Raw genomic sequence first — 16,604 nt, 5'->3', positions numbered from 1 at the left:
TAGCCAGAGGCTTCATTGTCAATTTGAAGAGCTGAAAAGCGAAATAGCTGAGCAGAGTGAGGCAAGCAATGACTGAACACGTTCAAGTCGGTGGCCTTCAGGTCGCCAAAGTCCTGTTCGACTTCGTGAACAACGAAGTCATTCCCGGTACCGGTCTCACCGCCGACAAGTTCTGGGACGGTGCCGACAAGGTCATTCATGACCTGGCGCCGAAGAACAAAGCCCTACTCGCCAAACGCGATGATTTCCAGGCTCGCATTGATGCCTGGCACCAGACTCGTGCGGGTCAAGCGCATGATGCGTCGGCCTATAAAACTTTCCTTCAGGACATCGGCTACCTGCTGCCGGAAGTGGCGGATTTCCAAGCAACGACGCAAAACGTCGATGATGAAATCGCACGCATGGCCGGCCCGCAGCTTGTGGTGCCGGTGATGAATGCCCGTTTCGCGCTCAACGCCTCGAACGCTCGCTGGGGCTCGTTGTACGACGCGCTCTACGGCACTGACGCCATCAGCGAAGCCGGTGGCGCGGAAAAAGGCAAAGGCTACAACAAGGTCCGCGGCGACAAGGTTATTGCCTTCGCCCGCGCCTTCCTCGACGAAGCTGCGCCATTGGCCGCCGGCTCGCATGTAGACTCGACCGGATACAAGATCATTGACGGCAAACTGGTCGTTGCCCTTAAGGGTGGCAGCAACTCAGGCTTGCGCAGCGATGCTCAGTTGATCGGTTTCCACGGCGATGCCAACGCACCGACCGCGATCCTGCTGAAGAACAACGGCCTGCACTTCGAAATCCAGGTCGATGCCAGCACTCCGGTCGGCCAGACCGACCCGGCGGGCATCAAAGACATCCTGATGGAAGCCGCACTGACGACCATCATGGACTGCGAAGACTCCGTCGCCGCCGTCGATGCCGACGACAAAGTGGTCATCTACCGCAACTGGCTGGGCCTGATGAAAGGCGACCTGGCGGAAGAAGTGGCCAAGGGCGGCAAGACGTTTACCCGCACCATGAACGCCGACCGCACCTACACCGGCGTCGACGGCAAGGAACTGAGCCTGCACGGTCGGTCGCTGCTGTTCGTGCGCAATGTCGGTCACCTGATGACCATCGACGCAATCCTCGACAGCCAGTGCAACGAAGTGCCGGAAGGCATTCTCGACGGCCTGGTCACCAGCCTTGCTGCCATTCACAGCCTCAACGGCAACAACTCGCGCAAGAACAGCCGCACCGGTTCGGTGTATATCGTCAAGCCGAAGATGCACGGCCCGGAAGAAGTCGCGTTCACCAACGAGTTGTTCGCACGCGTCGAAGACGTGCTCGGGCTGCCGCGCAATACGCTGAAAGTCGGGATCATGGACGAGGAACGCCGCACCACGGTCAACCTCAAGGCATGCATCAAAGCGGCGAGCGAGCGTGTGGTGTTCATCAACACCGGTTTCCTCGACCGTACCGGCGATGAAATCCACACCTCGATGGAAGCTGGCCCGGTGGTGCGCAAGGCTGACATGAAGGCTGAGAAATGGATCGGCGCTTATGAAAACTGGAACGTCGACATCGGTTTGAGTACTGGCCTGCAAGGTCGCGCGCAAATTGGTAAAGGCATGTGGGCGATGCCCGACCTGATGGCGGCGATGCTGGAACAGAAGATCGCTCACCCGATGGCTGGCGCGAACACGGCGTGGGTACCTTCGCCGACCGCAGCTGCACTGCACGCACTGCATTATCACAAAGTGGATGTGTTTGCCCGTCAGGCCGAACTGGCCAAACGCGAGCGCGCCTCGGTCGACGACATCCTGACCATCCCGCTGGCGGTGAACCCGAGCTGGAGCGCAGAACAGATCAAGAACGAACTGGACAACAATGCCCAGGGCATTCTCGGTTACGTGGTGCGCTGGATCGATCAGGGCGTGGGCTGTTCGAAAGTGCCGGACATTAACGACGTCGGCCTGATGGAAGACCGTGCCACGCTGCGCATTTCCAGCCAGCACATCGCCAACTGGCTTCGCCATGGCATCGTTACCGAAGAGCAAGTGATGGAAAGCCTCAAGCGCATGGCGCCGGTGGTTGACCGTCAGAACGCCAACGATGCGCTTTACCGTCCTCTGGCACCGGATTTCGACAGCAACATTGCCTTCCAGGCAGCGGTCGAACTGGTGGTGGAAGGAACGAAGCAGCCGAATGGCTATACCGAGCCGGTGTTGCACCGTCGTCGTCGTGAATTCAAGGCTGCCAATGGCCTGTGATTGAGCGCTGAAGCCACAAATGAAAAAGCCCTGATCGAAGGATCAGGGCTTTTTTTGTTCACTTGATTTGGCGGTGCAGCCTTCGCGGGCAAGCCACGCTCCCACAGGTTTGTGCCGAGCGAAAATTCTATATACGACACATAACCTGTGGGAGCGCGGCTTGCCCGCGAAGGCGATCGAACAGGCAACGCAGAACTTTGATCAGGGCTCCATCCCCAACTCATGCTTGACCAGCTCAAGCAATTTCACGCTATCAATTGGCTTGAGCAGAAAATCCACCACGCTCAAATGCATTGCCGCAATCGCGTCCTGCACGTCGGCGTCGCCGGAGACAATGATAAACGGCAAGGCTGCGCGCGTTGATTCGCGCACCTGACGGATCAGGTCCAGGCCGTCGATGTGGCCCATGCGTAGATCAGTAATGACCAGCCCGATCGATGGCTTCTCGCTGAGCATCTTCAATGCAGTTTCACCGCTGGCCGCAGTGAGGCAGCGGATTCCGTCCAGCCCCAGGATCTCCGACAAGAGCTCGCGCGCATCTTTATCGTCGTCAACGATCAACACCCGTTGCGGCGGTAAATCAGGTTCGAGCATGACTGCGCTCAGCGCCTCGCGCTCGTCGTCAGTCAAAATATCGTGGTCGGACATGGCTTTCTCTACGTTTCAAATCGATCCCTGGCACAGTGGTGAGACATCGCCAAATGGACCGACAATGTGCACTTCGTCGGATTTATTTCCAATAGGCAAAAGCATAGGTTCTTCCCATAGTTACGTAAGGTTTTTCCGAAACTTCATAAGCTCTGCTGCCTACCTAGACTTACGTCCAATGGGCACCCTGCGTGCAGGAGTCGACCATGGCAAAGTCATCCGACGACAACAATTCCAAAAGCATGCGGTAACGGTTATGAGTAAAGCGGACGCCTTCATACAGGCAGGGAAAACCGCGGTGTTGCAGAACATCCAGGGTACGTTGCAATTCCTTCAGCGTTTCCCGCCCTTCAATCAGATGGAACACGCGCACCTGGCGTTCCTGGTGGAACAATGTCAGCTGCGTTTTTACGCGCCTGACGAGAGCATCATCAAGCCTGCCGATGGCCCGGTTGAACACTTCTACATCGTCAAGCAAGGCCGCGTGGTGGGCCAACGTCCGCACTCGGCGAAGGGTGGCACCGAGACCACATTCGAAATCACCACGGGCGAGTGCTTTCCTCTGGCGGCGTTGCTCGGCGAGCGCGCCACACGGACCGAACACCTCGCCGCCGAAGACACCTTTTGCCTGCAACTGAACAAGCTGGCGTTCATCAAGCTGTTCGCCCTGTCCAACGCATTTCGCGACTTTGCCCTGCGCGGTGTGAGCAGCTTGCTCGATCAGGTCAACCAGCAAGTCCAGCAGAAAGCCGTGGAAACCCTCGGCACGCAATATTCGCTCAACACCCGCCTGGGTGAATTGGCCATGCGCCATCCGGTCATGTGCAGTCCCGCGACACCGTTGCGTGAAGCCGTTACCCAGATGCACGAGCAGCAGGTCGGCAGCATTGTGATCGTCGATGAAGACAAAGCGCCGCTGGGCATCTTCACCCTGCGCGACCTGCGCCATGTGGTGGCCGGCGGCACCAATGATTTCAACGAACGCATCCAACTGCACATGACCCCGGCACCGTTTTTTCTGTCGCCGGACCACAGCGCCTTCGATGCGGCGATTGCCATGACCGAGCGACATATCGCCCACGTCTGTCTGGTCAAGGATCAACGCTTGTGCGGCGTGGTGTCCGAGCGTGATTTGTTTTCCCTGCAACGGGTCGATCTGGTTCACCTGGCGCGCACCATCCGTAGCGCTCAGCGGGTGGAAAATCTGGTGGCGCTGCGCGGTGAAATCGGCCAGTTGGTGGAGCGCATGCTCGCCCACGGCGCGTCGTCGACGCAGATCACCCACATCATTACCTTGCTCAATGATCACACGGTGTGCCGGGTGATCGAGTTGACCCTGGCCGAGAAAGGCGACCCCGGCCTGCCTTTCAGCTGGCTGTGTTTTGGCAGCGAAGGCCGCCGCGAGCAAACGCTGCATACCGACCAGGACAATGGCATTCTGTTCGAAGCCCGAGACGCGGCACACGCTGCCGAGATTCGCGGCAAGCTGCTGCCGATCGCCCAGCAGATCAATCAAAGCCTGGCGTTGTGCGGTTTCACCCTGTGCAAAGGCAACATCATGGCCGGCAACCCCGAGCTGTGTCTGTCCCGGGCCGAGTGGGCCCGTCGATTTGCGGCTTTCATTCGCGAAGCGACGCCGGAGAACCTGTTGGGTTCGAGCATTTATTTCGATCTGCGTGTGGTCTGGGGCAACGAGCAAGGTTGCGAACAGCTGCGCAAAGGAATTCTTGACCAGGTCAGCGACAATCGCCTGTTCCAGCGCATGCTCGCCGAAAACGCGCTGCGTAACCGTCCGCCGGTGGGACGTTTCCGCGAGTTCGTGTTGGCGCGCAAGAATGGCGAGAAAGCCACGCTGGACCTGAAAGTCCAGGGCCTGACGCCATTTGTCGACGGCGCGCGTCTGCTGGCGCTGGCCCACGGCATCGAGGCGAATAACACTCTGGAGCGTTTCCGCCAGTTGGTCGCCAAAGAGGTCATCGAGCGGCTGGACGGCGCGGCGTACGAAGAGGCGTATCACTTCATTCAGCAAACCCGCATGCAGCAACATCAGCTACAAACTCGCGAGAATCTGCCCTACTCCAACAGGGTCGATCCGGACACCCTTAACCATCTGGATCGACGAATCCTGCGTGAGTCCCTGCGTCAGGCACAACGCCTGCAAAGTAGCCTGGCTCTGCGGTATCAGTTATGAATCTGTTCTCGTGGTTACGCCCGGCCAGCGTTGCACTGTCGAGCGAGCTGCAACAGCGGCTGCAACGCTTGCCAACCGTGGTTGAATTGAGCGAGTGCAGCCTGCGTGAGCAACGCTGGGTGGTGCTCGATCTGGAAACCACCGGACTGAATCTTAACAAGGACCAGGTGCTGTCGATCGGTGCGGTGGTGATCGAGGACGGCGCGATCGATTTCAGTCAGCAATTCGAGCGCACCCTGCAATGCGACGACCGTAAACTCGGCCCTAGCGTGCTGATTCACGGGTTGGGACCGAGCGCAATTGCCGCCGGCAGCGACCCGGCGCGAGCCTTGCTGGAGTTCATGGAGTTTGTCGGCGACAGTCCGCTGCTGGCGTTTCATGCGCCGTTCGATCAGCACATGCTAGGGCGCGCATTGAAGGATCATCTGGGCTATAAATTGCATCACCCGTTTCTGGATGTCGCGAACCTTGCGCCATTGCTGTGTCCGCAAGCGAACATTCGCGAGGGGGGCCTGGACGAGTGGATCGATTGGTTCAAGCTGGAGGTGTTCGAGCGCCACAATGCCAGCGCCGATGCGCTCGCCACGGCAGAGCTAGCGCTGATCCTGTTCAGCCGCGCAAGACAGCAGCAGATTTACAGCCCGATGAACCTGCAGCAGCGGGTGAGTCAGTGGAAGCGCCGGCAGCAAGCGCCGTCGCTCTGACCCCTCCTTGTAGCAGCTGCCGAAGGCTGCGTCGCTCTGCCCCCCCTGTAGCAGCTGCCGAAGGCCGCGTCACTCTGCCCCCCCCTGTAGCAGCTGCCGAAGGCTGCGTCGCTCTGCCCCCCCTGTAGCAGCTGCCGAAGGCTGCGTCCGGCTGCGCAGCAGTCGTCAATCAATGCCTGAAGTACATCAGACATACCGCCGAGCCTGATTTACGACGGCTGCGCAGCCGAACGCAGCCTTCGGCAGCTGCTACATAGAATCGGGTGATCCCGTCGCGCTCCACCCGACCAGTGGCCAATTGCTTACCTCCCCCGCCTCTGCCACAATCGCGAACAATTCTCGTTAGTTAACATTTCCCAATCGGTGATGCTGCGTGTCGTCAATCCAAAGCCCTCACAGTGAGCTTGTCGGTGCGCTATATCGCGATCATCGATCGTGGCTTTTGAGCTGGTTGCGGCGCAACGTGGCCTGTGCGCAACGGGCCGAAGATCTCAGCCAGGACACTTTCGTGCGCCTGCTGGGACGCGATGAATTGAAGGAGCCCCGCGAGCCGCGGGCGTTTCTGGTGGCGATTGCCAAGGGCTTGCTGTTTGATCACTTCCGCCGCGCCGCACTGGAACAGGCTTACCTCACCGAACTCATGCTGATTCCTGCGGGCGAACAACCGTCCGTGGAAGAACAGCAACTGATTCTCGAAGACTTGAAAAACATCGACCGCTTGCTTGGCACGCTGTCGAGCAAAGCGCGGGCAGCCTTTCTCTATAACCGTCTCGACGGCCTCGGGCATGCCGAAATCGCGCAGCGTCTTGGGGTATCGGTGCCACGCGTGCGTCAGTACCTCGCGCAAGGGATCCGCCAGTGCTACGTCGCGCTGTACGGAGAGCCGCTTTGAACGCGGTCAGTTCCAAGCCGGTGTCGGCACAGGTGCTGGACGCGGCGATTGCCTGGCAGTTGTCGCTCGATTCCGGCAACCCGGTGCAGCGCGAGGAGTTCGCCAAATGGCACGCTGCCCACGAAGAACACGCCCGCGCCTGGCGTCAGCTGGGGATGCTTGATCAGCGTTTCAGCGTGGCCAGCGGGCCGGCCCGTGCTGTGCTGTTGCAATCGCGCGAAGGCATTCGCCGGCGGGTGCGCAAGCTGGGCAGCAGTCTGGCAAGTGTGGTGGCGGTGCTCGGGCTGGCGTTGTTTGCCGGCGATCGTTATCTGCCAATCGACTACTGGCTGGCTGATCAGCGCACTGCAACCGGCGAACAACGCACCTTGCACCTGAGCGACGGCACACTGATCAACCTAAACACGCACAGCGCGGTGGACGTGCGATTCGATCAAAAGCAACGTCTGATTGTTTTGCAGGAAGGTGAGATTCTCATCGAGACCGGCCACGGCGATGCTCGGCCGTTCATTGTCGAAACCCGCGAAGGCAGCATGCGTGCATTGGGTACGAGGTTCCTGGTCAAGCGTGAGGAGCAAGGCACGCGCCTGAGCGTGATGGAATCCGCCGTCGCCGCTCGTCCGCAGTCGGGCTCGCAAGAGCAGATTTTGCGCGAAGGTCAGCAGGTGCTGATGCGCAGCAATGGCCTCGGGCCGACGGCCGCGCTCAACCCTGGCGCTGATGCCTGGACCCGCGGCATGCTGGTGGTGGACAACACGCGACTGGAAGATCTGGTAAGCGAGCTCGGTCGCTATCGTCGCGGGCATCTGGGTGTTGCGCCGCAGGTTGCCGACTTGCGCATCACCGGCAGCTTTCCGCTGCACGACACTGATCTGGCGTTGAGTGCGTTATTGCCTACGCTGCCGGTGCAGATCGAGCAGCACACGCCGTGGTGGGTAACGGTGGTGGCCAAGGTAGAAGCCAAGCCCTGAAATTTGTTTCGATAGATAAAGCGCCTTCGCGAGCAGGCTCGCTCCCACAGGGGATCGCGGTCAAATGTGCCAGCGGGCCTGCTCGCAATAGGGTCAACAGCCCCCCCATGAAGAACGGTTGCATCCCACATCCATTGCAACACTGAGTTGGTGAATCACAATTATTTTCATCCAGCCCTATCACTTTTCGATTCTCGTACGGCACCAAGGCAATTGAGAAATATTCCCTTTCAGGAGCCGCTGTATGTCCCGTTCGCTAGACACCTTGTTGCGCCCCAGTCTGCTGGCTGTCGCCATTGCCCTTAGCGCCCCGCTGGCCAGCAGTTCGCTGATGGCCGCCGAGCAGGCGTCCAGCGTTCGAGGTTACAACCTGCCTGCCGCGCCATTGGCCAGCACCCTGAACCAGATCGCCAGCCAGGCCGGCATTGTGTTGTCGCTGAGCCCTTCGCTGGCGGCGGGCAAGACTTCGGCGCCGGTCAACGGCCAGTTCGACGCCACCGCCGCCCTGCGCGCCGCTTTGCGTGGCACGGGTTTGCAGCTGGAACAAAGCAGCGCCGGCACCTACACGCTGGTGGCCGTGCCGGAAGGCGTGATGGCGCTGCCGGAGACGGCGGTGATCGGGCAGGAATCGTACGAAAGTGCCTGGGGCCCGGTCGACGGTTACCTGGCCAAACGCACTGCTGCCGGGACCAAAACCGATACCGCACTGGCAGAAGCTCCGCGCTCTATTTCCGTCGCGACCCGTGAGCAGATGCAAGACCGGTCAGTTCAAAACCTGGATGACGCAGTGCGCTACATGCCCGGCGTCGTGGCCAGCAGCTACGGCAGTGACAGCCGCGCCGAGTGGCTCAAGGTTCGCGGATTTGAACCGACCCAATTCCTGGATGGCCTCCCGCTACCCAAGGGCGCCTACACTATGCCGAAGATGGAAACCTGGGATCTTGAGCGAGTCGCATTGCTGCGAGGCCCAGCGTCCTCGGTATACGGTCAGACACCTCCCGGTGGGTTGATCGATATGGTCAGCCGCCGTCCGGAAGGAACTGCCAGCAACGAAGTGCAATTGCAGGTCGGCAGCTATCAGCGCAAGCAAATCAGTTTTGATAGCACCGGCCCGGTTGATGATGACGCGCGCTTTTTGTACCGCGTCAGTGGGGTGGTGCGAGACAGCAACACCACCATCGACCACAACGAAGATAAGCGCTACAACATCGCCCCCAGCCTGACCTGGAACATTAATCCCGACACCAAGCTGACTTTCCTCAGCCAGTTCAACCGCGATGACACCGGCATCACCAGTCAGTTTCTTCCTCTACAGGGCACTAAGCTTTCATCGCCTGCCGGTGAGGTGAAATATCACAAAAACCTCGGTGATCCAGAGTGGGAATTCTACGACAAGACGTACTACGCCTTGGGCTATGCGTTTGAACATCAAATGAACGACGTTTGGCAATTCCGTCAGAACCTGCGCTATACCAAAAGCGATTTATCGTTCCAAGGCATCACCGCTGGCGGGTTTTTCGGCTCAGTCAGTGGTGACGGGACCGTGGCTCGGGGTGCCAACATCGTTAACGAAGACATTAGCCAGTTCGCTGTCGACAACAACTTCCAGGCAGATTTTGACACGGGGCCAGTCAAGCACACCCTGTTGCTAGGTTTGGACCACCAACGCGTCAACACCAACTACAAATGGCTTTATGGAAACGCGCCGACCAGTAACATCATCACTCCTGTCTACGGCCAGGATTTCAGCAATGTCAGCTACACCGCGTTCAATGATTACAACCAGAAAACCCATGACACAGGCCTTTATGTTCAGGACCAGATGGCCCTCGATAACTGGCGCCTTACCCTGGGTGGTCGCCAGGACTGGCTGCACACCGACACGACTTTCTACAATCTGAACGATGCCAAAGACACACGTGACGATACTGCCTTCACCGGCAACGCAGCCCTTAGTTATGTTTTCGATTCCGGCTTTACGCCTTACGTTTCCTATGCCGAATCTTTCCAGGCTGAAGCCGGTGGAGCAAACGGTGAGGCCTTCCGTCCAGGCACGGGTAAACAGTATGAAGTGGGTCTCAAGTATCAGCCGCCGGGCAGCGACATGCTGTTCACCGCAGCCGCATATGATCTGACCCGCAAGGACATCGTACTCAGTGATCCGTTCGGCGTGTCGCGCCCATTGGGTGAGGCGAAGGTGCGTGGCTTCGAACTGGAAGCGACCGGAAACGTCAATGAGAACCTGAAATTGACGGCTGCTTATACCTATGCCAATTCCAAAATGACCAAAGTCACCAGTGCGCTGGACAAGAATCGTCCATTGCCACTGACCCCGGAGAATCAGGCATCAGTCTGGGCTGATTACACATGGCACATGGGTGCACTGGATGGTTTCGGCCTCGGCTTCGGCGTGCGCTACATCGGCGAAACCGACAACATCGCCATTGGCAGCATGGGCTTCGTACGCGATGAATCGGATGGGCATACAGACTCTTACACCGTTTACGACGCGGCCGTTCATTACGACCTCGGCCGCCTAAACAACACGCTTAAAGGCGTCAGCATTGCTGTCAATGCGAATAATGTGTTCGACAAGGAATACCTGTCTACTTGTGACGGTTTCTACTGCTATTACGGTGACCGTCGCAATGTGATGGCCAGCGTCAATTACAAGTGGTAACCGATTGAATCGAAACGCCCTACGATCAAGCCGTCCCAACCGGGCGGCTTCGGCATTTCCGAAGGCCCGACAATGAAAAGCAAAACCATCCGCCGCTGGTCCTTCGTCCATACCTGGACCAGCCTGATCTGCACCGTCTTCCTGCTGATGCTGGCGCTCACCGGCCTGCCGTTGATCTTTCATCACGAGATCGATCACTTGCTCGGGGATGCCGCCGAGCTCAAGGAAATGTCGGCCGACACGCCGCAACTGAACCTGCAGCAGTTGGTGCAGGCGGCGGAAAAACATCGTCCTGGCGACGTCATGCAGTATTTCGGCTTCGAAGACGACGAACCCAACGGTGCCATCGCGATCATGGCCCCGACCGCTGGAACCGGGCCGAATGAATCCCACACCTTCATGCTCGACGCCCGCACCGGTGAAGCGCTCGAAATGCCGTCGGCCAACGGTGGTTTCATGATGGTGATGCTACGGCTGCACGTGGACATGTTCGCCGGTTTACCGGGCAAACTGCTGCTGGCGTTCATGGGCATTTTGTTCGTGGCGGCGATCGTGTCCGGCACGGTGCTGTATCTGCCGTTCATGCGCCGCCTGAAATTCGCCACCGTGCGCCAGGACAAATCCCCCCGGCTGCGCTGGCTCGACCTGCACAACCTGATCGGAGTGGTCACACTGACCTGGGCGCTGGTGGTCGGGGTGACCGGCGTGATCAGTGCCTGCGCGGACCTGCTGATCGCCGCGTGGCGCCATGACAGCCTGAGCGCGATGGTCGCGCCGTATCGCGACGCGCCGCCCCTCACTCAACTGGCGCCGGCGACACGCTTGCTGGACATCGCCAAAGAGGTCGCGCCGGGCATGAAACCGGACTTCATCGCTTTCCCGGGCACTCGCTTTTCCAGCGAGCACCATTACGCGGTGTTCATGAAGGGCAGCACTCATTTGACTTCACATCTGCTCACGCCGGTGCTGATCGACGCCAGCACCTTGCAGGTTACCGCCGTGGCTGAACGGCCGTGGTACATGGACGCCATGGGCATGTCGCAACCGCTGCACTTCGGCGATTACGGCGGCATGCCGATGAAGATCCTCTGGGCCGCGATGGACGTGCTCACCATCATCGTGCTCGCCAGCGGGATTTACCTGTGGCTGGTGCGGCGCAAGTCGACCAAACCGGTGCTGGAACACGCCGAGGCGAAAGCATGAAGCCGCGGCAGTCGAGTTTCTGGAAAGTATTTGCCGTGCCGCTGGTAATCGGCTTGCTCAGTGCTGCGGGGTTGTTCGCCGCGTTGCTGGGCGATGGCGTATGGGACTCCCTCAGCTGGCTGGGCTTGGGCATCCCCGCCATGCTCGGCCTGCGCGGGCTGCTGCAACGCCGCTGATGACAAATACGTCGCCACACCCCCTGCCCCCTTCCCCCTTCCTCCTTCCTCCTACCTCCTTCCCCCTTCCTTTGTAGGAGCTGTCGAGTGAAACGAGGCTGCGATCTGTAGATCTTGTTTTTACGCACCAAGGCAACAAATCGAGATCAAAGATCGCAGCCTCGTTTCACTCGACAGCTCCTACAGAGATCGAATCGCGGCAGTCTCAGGATGCGCATCGTGTCTGCCGAGTCAACGCGCTATGCTGCCGACACTGCCATCGTCCGAGACGCTGCCATGTCCACCGCCAGCATGACCCTGTTCCACAATCCCCTGTCGCCTTACGTACGCAAAGTCATGGTGCTACTGCATGAAACCGGCCAGCAGGATCGCGTGGCATTGCAGGCCAGTGTGCTGACGCCAGTCAGTCCCGATGCCGCACTCATCCTGGACAACCCACTGGGCAAAATTCCGGCGCTGCGCCTGGCCGATGGCAGCGTCATTCACGACAGCCGGGTGATCCTCGAATACCTCGATCATCAACACGTTGGCAACCCGCTGATCCCGCGCGAAGACTCGGCGCGCTGGCGCCGTCTGACCCTGGCCTCCCTGGCCGACGGGATCATGGACGCTGCGGTACTGATTCGATACGAAGTCGCCCTGCGTGCACCGGAAAAACATTGGGACGAATGGCTCGACGGCCAGCGCGACAAAATTTGCCGGGCCTTGGCATTGCTCGAAAAGGACGCGATCGCCGAGCTGACCAGCCATTTCGACGTGGCAGCAATCAGCGTTGCATGCGCGTTGGGATACCTGGATTTGCGCCATACCGACCTGGAATGGCGCAAGTTGACCCCTCAGCTGGCAGGCTGGTATTTCGAGGTCAGTCAGCGACCTTCGATGCTGGCGACGATGCCGAAAATATGACTCCAAGGGCGGTAAGGCGCCAGCAGTTCTGATAGTAGGCAGCGACGGGAAACGTAAGGTAGCTGAAGGCTCGGCTTTTTGGACCTTGCACGGAGCGCATTCAATGCCTGCTTCAACTCGCGGAACACCGTTGGACCGCAACCGCTACGACCCGCTCGACCGCCTGGCAATCCGCACGTCTGAAACAGACAGCAGCTCTACCACTGCGAGACCCGGCTGGCGACTGAAATACAGGGACAGCAATCGCAGCTGCTTACAGGTTTCGAACCTGCTGATGTCAGGCAGGCCGATGTCGAGAATGAGCAGATCGGCCGGTGTTTGGCGCGGGTACTCAAGAGCGACCACGCCGAGGCTTAGCCGGGTCGTGGTAAAGCCCTAGCCTTGCAAGACGAATCAGAGTGCCGGCAATGGCGGCTTCAACTTCGACAGTCACGAACAGGGGCATGGCGCTGGAGCAGGCAATTAAGTGGGTGAACGGTGAACCAAGGAAGGTCTGCGTCGATCGTTCGCCGGAGTTGGAAGAGTGAATCTAGCAGTTTTGATAGTGGGCAAGGACCCGGAAAAGGTGAATGCTGATACATCGCTTAATGGATTTTTTATGGAAATCGTTAATGTCTATGCAAACACGGAAAACGATGTTGCTGGCGACTGATCAGCAGAAATCGGTGTTGAAAACCCTCGACGTGAGCGGATGTTGCTCAATTGCTTACACGGTTTATGGTCATCGCCCGCCAACAAATGGATTGCTTACCCTCGTCGGGTTCAACGGCGAGCTGCCGGACCCATTGACCAGGCATTATCATTTGGGGAAAGGGTATCGGCAGCTTAATCCGGTATTGATGCGGTTTAATAGCCCCGACAGTTGGAGTCCGTTTGGGGAGGGAGGACTGAATGCATACGGGTATTGCGCCGGGGATCCGATAAACAGCAAAGACCCTACAGGACACACCCCCGAAATATTTAAAAATTTCCTTAGAAAGTTTGGATTACTGAAAAATAATAAATTTGAACTTATCGAGCGGCAACTGATTAATGCACAAAAAAACACACTCGAAAATATACATATCAGCCATAGCGCAGGCCAATCGCCGAGGGAAGCCTATGAGACGTTATTGAAACTGGATAAAACCCGACAACTTGACGCCAGATCACTAATGCTCAATCCAGAAATCACCAAGGGAAGAACGCAAACTAATATCAGACTAGCAAATGGGGATATTATCGAAGCAAACAGAATTTATTACAACTCCATCTTAAGCAAACACGCCAGCATGAAAACCTCCGAACTACCCATTAGATCGCCAAAAATCGAGTTTTCCGAGCAAGTAGAAATTCGCGAAATCAAGAGTGTTGTGAGACCCCCACTTAATGGATGGTCAAAAGTATCTGATATCAGGAGCCCATCAAGCTCTAGAAAACCATCTGAGAGACCTGTAGCCCCCCTCTAAAAAAGGGGCGCAGGTTTTAATTCCGGGCATTTCTAACAATTCGGCTTATCCGCCGTATAGCGCTTGGCCGGATTCACCGCCGCATCAAACTCACGCAACGCCTTGGCCCCAATCAGCAACGGATAATTAAAGCTGCTGCGATCCGTCAGATTGACCTCAACCGTGCGTTTGACGTTGCCCAGGCACAGCTCCAGGTCCACTACCGGGCGCTTGGTTGGCGCTACTTCGTCGTCATCATCGTCGCCTTCTTCCGAGCGGGCCTTGATTTTGCTGACCCGCGCGACTTTGTGCTCGTAGACCTTATTGCTCGCGCCCTTAGTAGCCAGGCGGAAGCGTACCCAGTCTTCGCCATCGCGGGTGAAGCTTTCAATGTCTTTGGCCGAGAGCGATGCGGTGAGCGCACCGGTATCCATTTTAGCCTTTAGCACTTCACCGCCGATTTCCGGCAGGGCGATGTATTCGTAGCGACCGTACAGGGTCGGCTCAGCGGCCAGGACGGGTATGGCCACGAGAGTAAGCAGTGCGAGCAGGGATTTCACGTGAAGGGCATCCTGGAAAAGTGGTCAGCGGGATTTTAGACACTTTGCGAGCGATTCGTTCGCCCGTGAGACCGCATCACTGGCAAGCCAACCCCCACAGGGCGTTCTGGGGTTCACAAGAACTGCACTGAGCGGCAACCCTTGTGGGAGCTGGCTTGCCAGCGATGAGGCCAGCACATCAAGACAACTCTTGAGCAAAGCATACCCAAGCAAAAGTGAAACATTTGTCGGCGCCGATTTGGCCTCTTGGCCCAAGCTGCTTATCATGACGCGCCCAAACGATTTCAAGAGTTCCTATGCGCCGCCTGCTCACCGGCTTTTTTGTTATCTTCCTGCTTTTGCTCAACACCCTGGCCCTTATCGGACCGTTGATGGTGTTTGCCTTGCTCAGACTGATCCTCCCTGGTCGCTTCCGCGATGCTGCCTCAGCATCAGTCATGTGGATCGCCGAGACTTGGGCGGAGATCGACAAGCTTATCTTTCGCCTGTGCATTCCCACGCAATGGGACATTCGCGGCGGCGGTCATTTGCGCCGCGACACATCGTATCTGGTGATCAGCAACCATCAGTCATGGGTGGATATTCCGGCGCTGATTCAGGCACTCAACCGGCGCACGCCGTTCTTCAAATTCTTTCTCAAGAAAGAACTGATCTGGGTGCCGTTCCTGGGGCTGGCCTGGTGGGCGCTGGATTACCCGTTCATGAAGCGCTACACCAAAGCCTTCCTGGCTAAGCATCCCGAGCTGGCGGGCAAGGATCTGCAAATCACCAAAGCCGCGTGCGAGCTGTTCAAGCGTCAGGCGGTAACGGTGGTCAATTATCTGGAAGGCACGCGCTTTACCGCAGCGAAAAGCACCCAACAGCAATCGCCCTTCAAGCATTTGCTCAAGCCCAAGGCGGGCGGCGTGGCATTTGTGCTGGCGGCGATGGGTGAACAGCTGGATGCGATTCTCGATGTGACAGTGGTCTACCCGCAGCAAAAAATTCCGGGGTTCTGGGACTTGATCAGCGGCAAGGTGCCCAAGGTGATCATCGACATCAAGACTCGCAAGCTTGACCCCGCACTATGGCAAGGCGATTACGAAAACGATCCGGTTTTCCGCGAGAAGGTCCAGAACTGGGTGAATCAGCTCTGGATCGAGAAGGACCAGCGCATCGACGCTTCGCGTGCCGAACGCGCGTGAATCAACTGTCGGTGCCGGCGCCCCAAATGCCGCCAAGGCTTTGCAGCAACGAACCACCGACGCCCTGCTGACCGAGGTATTGCAGAATCAGCGGAGCAAACTGGCCAATCATGCCGCTGTCCATGCCCAGCGCGCTGAAGGCGTTGTTCAAATCGTTGGTATCCTTGACGTTGCCCAGTGCGTTTTCCAGCCCGGCAGTCTTGCCGGACGAACCGAGTAAACCGCTCAACGCCGCCAGATTACCGCTGCCACCGGACAGTTTATCGATGCCCGGTACGGTCTTGGCCAGCTCGGAATAATCGGTGTTGCTGAGCTGATTCTTAGCCAACCCCAACATCGCACTGGTGCCGCCCACGGCCTGCTGCGGCGAGACATTCAACGCACTCAGCGCACTCAGCAGACCAGCCGTTTCCGAGGTGGGGGCCACGGCCGCCGCCTTGTCGCCGCCCTGCATGCCAGCTACCGCGCCGGCGACATCGTTCAGGTTGAACTGAGCAAGGACCGGGCTGGCGGCGAGAGTCATCAGTGCAGCCAGTGCAAAACCGCGTGAAATCGTCATTCAGACATCCTCTTGTTTCGTAAAGACCGTTCACTCAAAGACGGAAAAACTGCCGTTTGGACCAGGCATCCGCGGTCACGTTCCTGGGCCATGAATCCAATTTCATCGCGCTCATGTATGTGAGGTGTGGAACCACGGATGCTACGCGAGAGACTTCCGACCGATTTGGCCACAGTAGCTGGGGTCTATAACTCTTGCGTGATCTCATGCCCATGCAGGCCGCCAGTGAAAGCCTTCTTTGAAATTTCAGCTCGACG

Annotated in this window: 14 protein-coding genes and 1 pseudogene; 11 read left to right on the top strand and 4 right to left on the bottom strand. The window is 58.1% G+C overall.

What is annotated here, in order from left to right; translation table 11 throughout:
- The first annotated feature begins 68 nt into the window (after positions 1-68).
- On the top strand, positions 69-2,246 hold the full coding sequence (locus F8N12_RS04175; protein WP_150579309.1) for a malate synthase G: 2,178 nt from the start codon (positions 69-71) through the stop codon (positions 2,244-2,246).
- 201 nt (positions 2,247-2,447) lie between these two features.
- Here the strand turns inward: F8N12_RS04175 and F8N12_RS04170 are convergent, their stop codons facing one another.
- Positions 2,448-2,894: a response regulator gene (locus F8N12_RS04170; protein ID WP_150579308.1), complete on the bottom strand. Its 447-nt coding sequence runs from the start codon at positions 2,892-2,894 to the stop codon at positions 2,448-2,450.
- Positions 2,895-3,150: 256 nt separating this feature from the next.
- Here F8N12_RS04170 and F8N12_RS04165 point away from each other — a divergent pair, with 256 nt between their 5' ends.
- From F8N12_RS04165 to F8N12_RS04130, 8 genes are all read left to right on the top strand, one after another.
- Positions 3,151-5,085 (top strand): putative nucleotidyltransferase substrate binding domain-containing protein, encoded by a 1,935-nt coding sequence (locus F8N12_RS04165; RefSeq protein ID WP_150579307.1) that lies wholly within the window; start codon positions 3,151-3,153, stop codon positions 5,083-5,085.
- Positions 5,082-5,789, top strand: coding sequence for a PolC-type DNA polymerase III (locus F8N12_RS04160; protein ID WP_150579306.1), 708 nt, complete (start codon positions 5,082-5,084; stop codon positions 5,787-5,789). The genes F8N12_RS04165 and F8N12_RS04160 overlap by 4 nt, the downstream gene beginning before the upstream one ends.
- Positions 5,790-6,162: 373 nt before the next feature.
- Entirely contained in the window at positions 6,163-6,681 is a 519-nt protein-coding gene (locus F8N12_RS04155) for an RNA polymerase sigma factor (protein WP_150579305.1), read from the top strand.
- Complete coding sequence (locus F8N12_RS04150; RefSeq protein WP_150579304.1) at positions 6,678-7,652, top strand: FecR domain-containing protein; 975 nt, start codon at positions 6,678-6,680, stop codon at positions 7,650-7,652. Before F8N12_RS04155 ends, F8N12_RS04150 begins: the two co-directional genes overlap by 4 nt.
- A gap of 244 nt (positions 7,653-7,896) precedes the next feature.
- Positions 7,897-10,332 (top strand): TonB-dependent siderophore receptor, encoded by a 2,436-nt coding sequence (locus F8N12_RS04145; RefSeq protein WP_150579303.1) that lies wholly within the window; start codon positions 7,897-7,899, stop codon positions 10,330-10,332.
- A 72-nt stretch (positions 10,333-10,404) separates the two neighbouring features.
- Positions 10,405-11,535 carry a PepSY-associated TM helix domain-containing protein gene (locus F8N12_RS04140; protein WP_150579302.1) on the top strand — a complete coding sequence of 377 codons (1,131 nt, stop codon included), beginning with the start codon at positions 10,405-10,407 and terminating at the stop codon, positions 11,533-11,535.
- Complete coding sequence (locus F8N12_RS04135) at positions 11,532-11,711, top strand: hypothetical protein (RefSeq protein ID WP_150579301.1); 180 nt, start codon at positions 11,532-11,534, stop codon at positions 11,709-11,711. Before F8N12_RS04140 ends, F8N12_RS04135 begins: the two co-directional genes overlap by 4 nt.
- Before the next feature lie 276 nt (positions 11,712-11,987).
- Positions 11,988-12,617 carry a glutathione S-transferase gene (locus F8N12_RS04130; protein WP_150579380.1) on the top strand — a complete coding sequence of 210 codons (630 nt, stop codon included), beginning with the start codon at positions 11,988-11,990 and terminating at the stop codon, positions 12,615-12,617.
- 162 nt (positions 12,618-12,779) lie between these two features.
- Here the strand turns inward: F8N12_RS04130 and F8N12_RS27760 are convergent.
- Positions 12,780-13,062 (bottom strand): annotated as a pseudogene (locus F8N12_RS27760) (two-component system response regulator CreB); the annotation flags it as partial.
- 166 nt (positions 13,063-13,228) lie between these two features.
- On the opposite strand from F8N12_RS27760, the gene F8N12_RS04120 reads away from it, so the two are divergent.
- Positions 13,229-14,065: an RHS repeat-associated core domain-containing protein gene (locus F8N12_RS04120; RefSeq protein ID WP_224787663.1), complete on the top strand. Its 837-nt coding sequence runs from the start codon at positions 13,229-13,231 to the stop codon at positions 14,063-14,065.
- Positions 14,066-14,097: 32 nt separating this feature from the next.
- Here the strand turns inward: F8N12_RS04120 and F8N12_RS04115 are convergent, their stop codons facing one another.
- Positions 14,098-14,604, bottom strand: a complete 507-nt coding sequence (locus F8N12_RS04115) for an ATP-dependent zinc protease (RefSeq protein WP_150579299.1) — start codon at positions 14,602-14,604, stop codon at positions 14,098-14,100.
- Positions 14,605-14,900: 296 nt separating this feature from the next.
- Here F8N12_RS04115 and F8N12_RS04110 point away from each other — a divergent pair, with 296 nt between their 5' ends.
- Positions 14,901-15,788, top strand: coding sequence for an acyltransferase (locus F8N12_RS04110; RefSeq protein ID WP_150579298.1), 888 nt, complete (start codon positions 14,901-14,903; stop codon positions 15,786-15,788).
- 1 nt (position 15,789) lies between these two features.
- Here the strand turns inward: F8N12_RS04110 and F8N12_RS04105 are convergent, their stop codons facing one another.
- Positions 15,790-16,347 carry a DUF2780 domain-containing protein gene (locus tag F8N12_RS04105; protein ID WP_150579297.1) on the bottom strand — a complete coding sequence of 186 codons (558 nt, stop codon included), beginning with the start codon at positions 16,345-16,347 and terminating at the stop codon, positions 15,790-15,792.
- Positions 16,348-16,604 lie beyond the last annotated feature (257 nt).

It is taken from the genome of Pseudomonas fluorescens (assembly GCF_902497625.1).
Taxonomy (GTDB): domain Bacteria; phylum Pseudomonadota; class Gammaproteobacteria; order Pseudomonadales; family Pseudomonadaceae; genus Aquipseudomonas; species Aquipseudomonas fluorescens_BQ.
The sequence above is the reverse complement of the archived record's forward strand: the minus strand, read 5'-3'. Positions and strand labels throughout refer to the sequence as shown.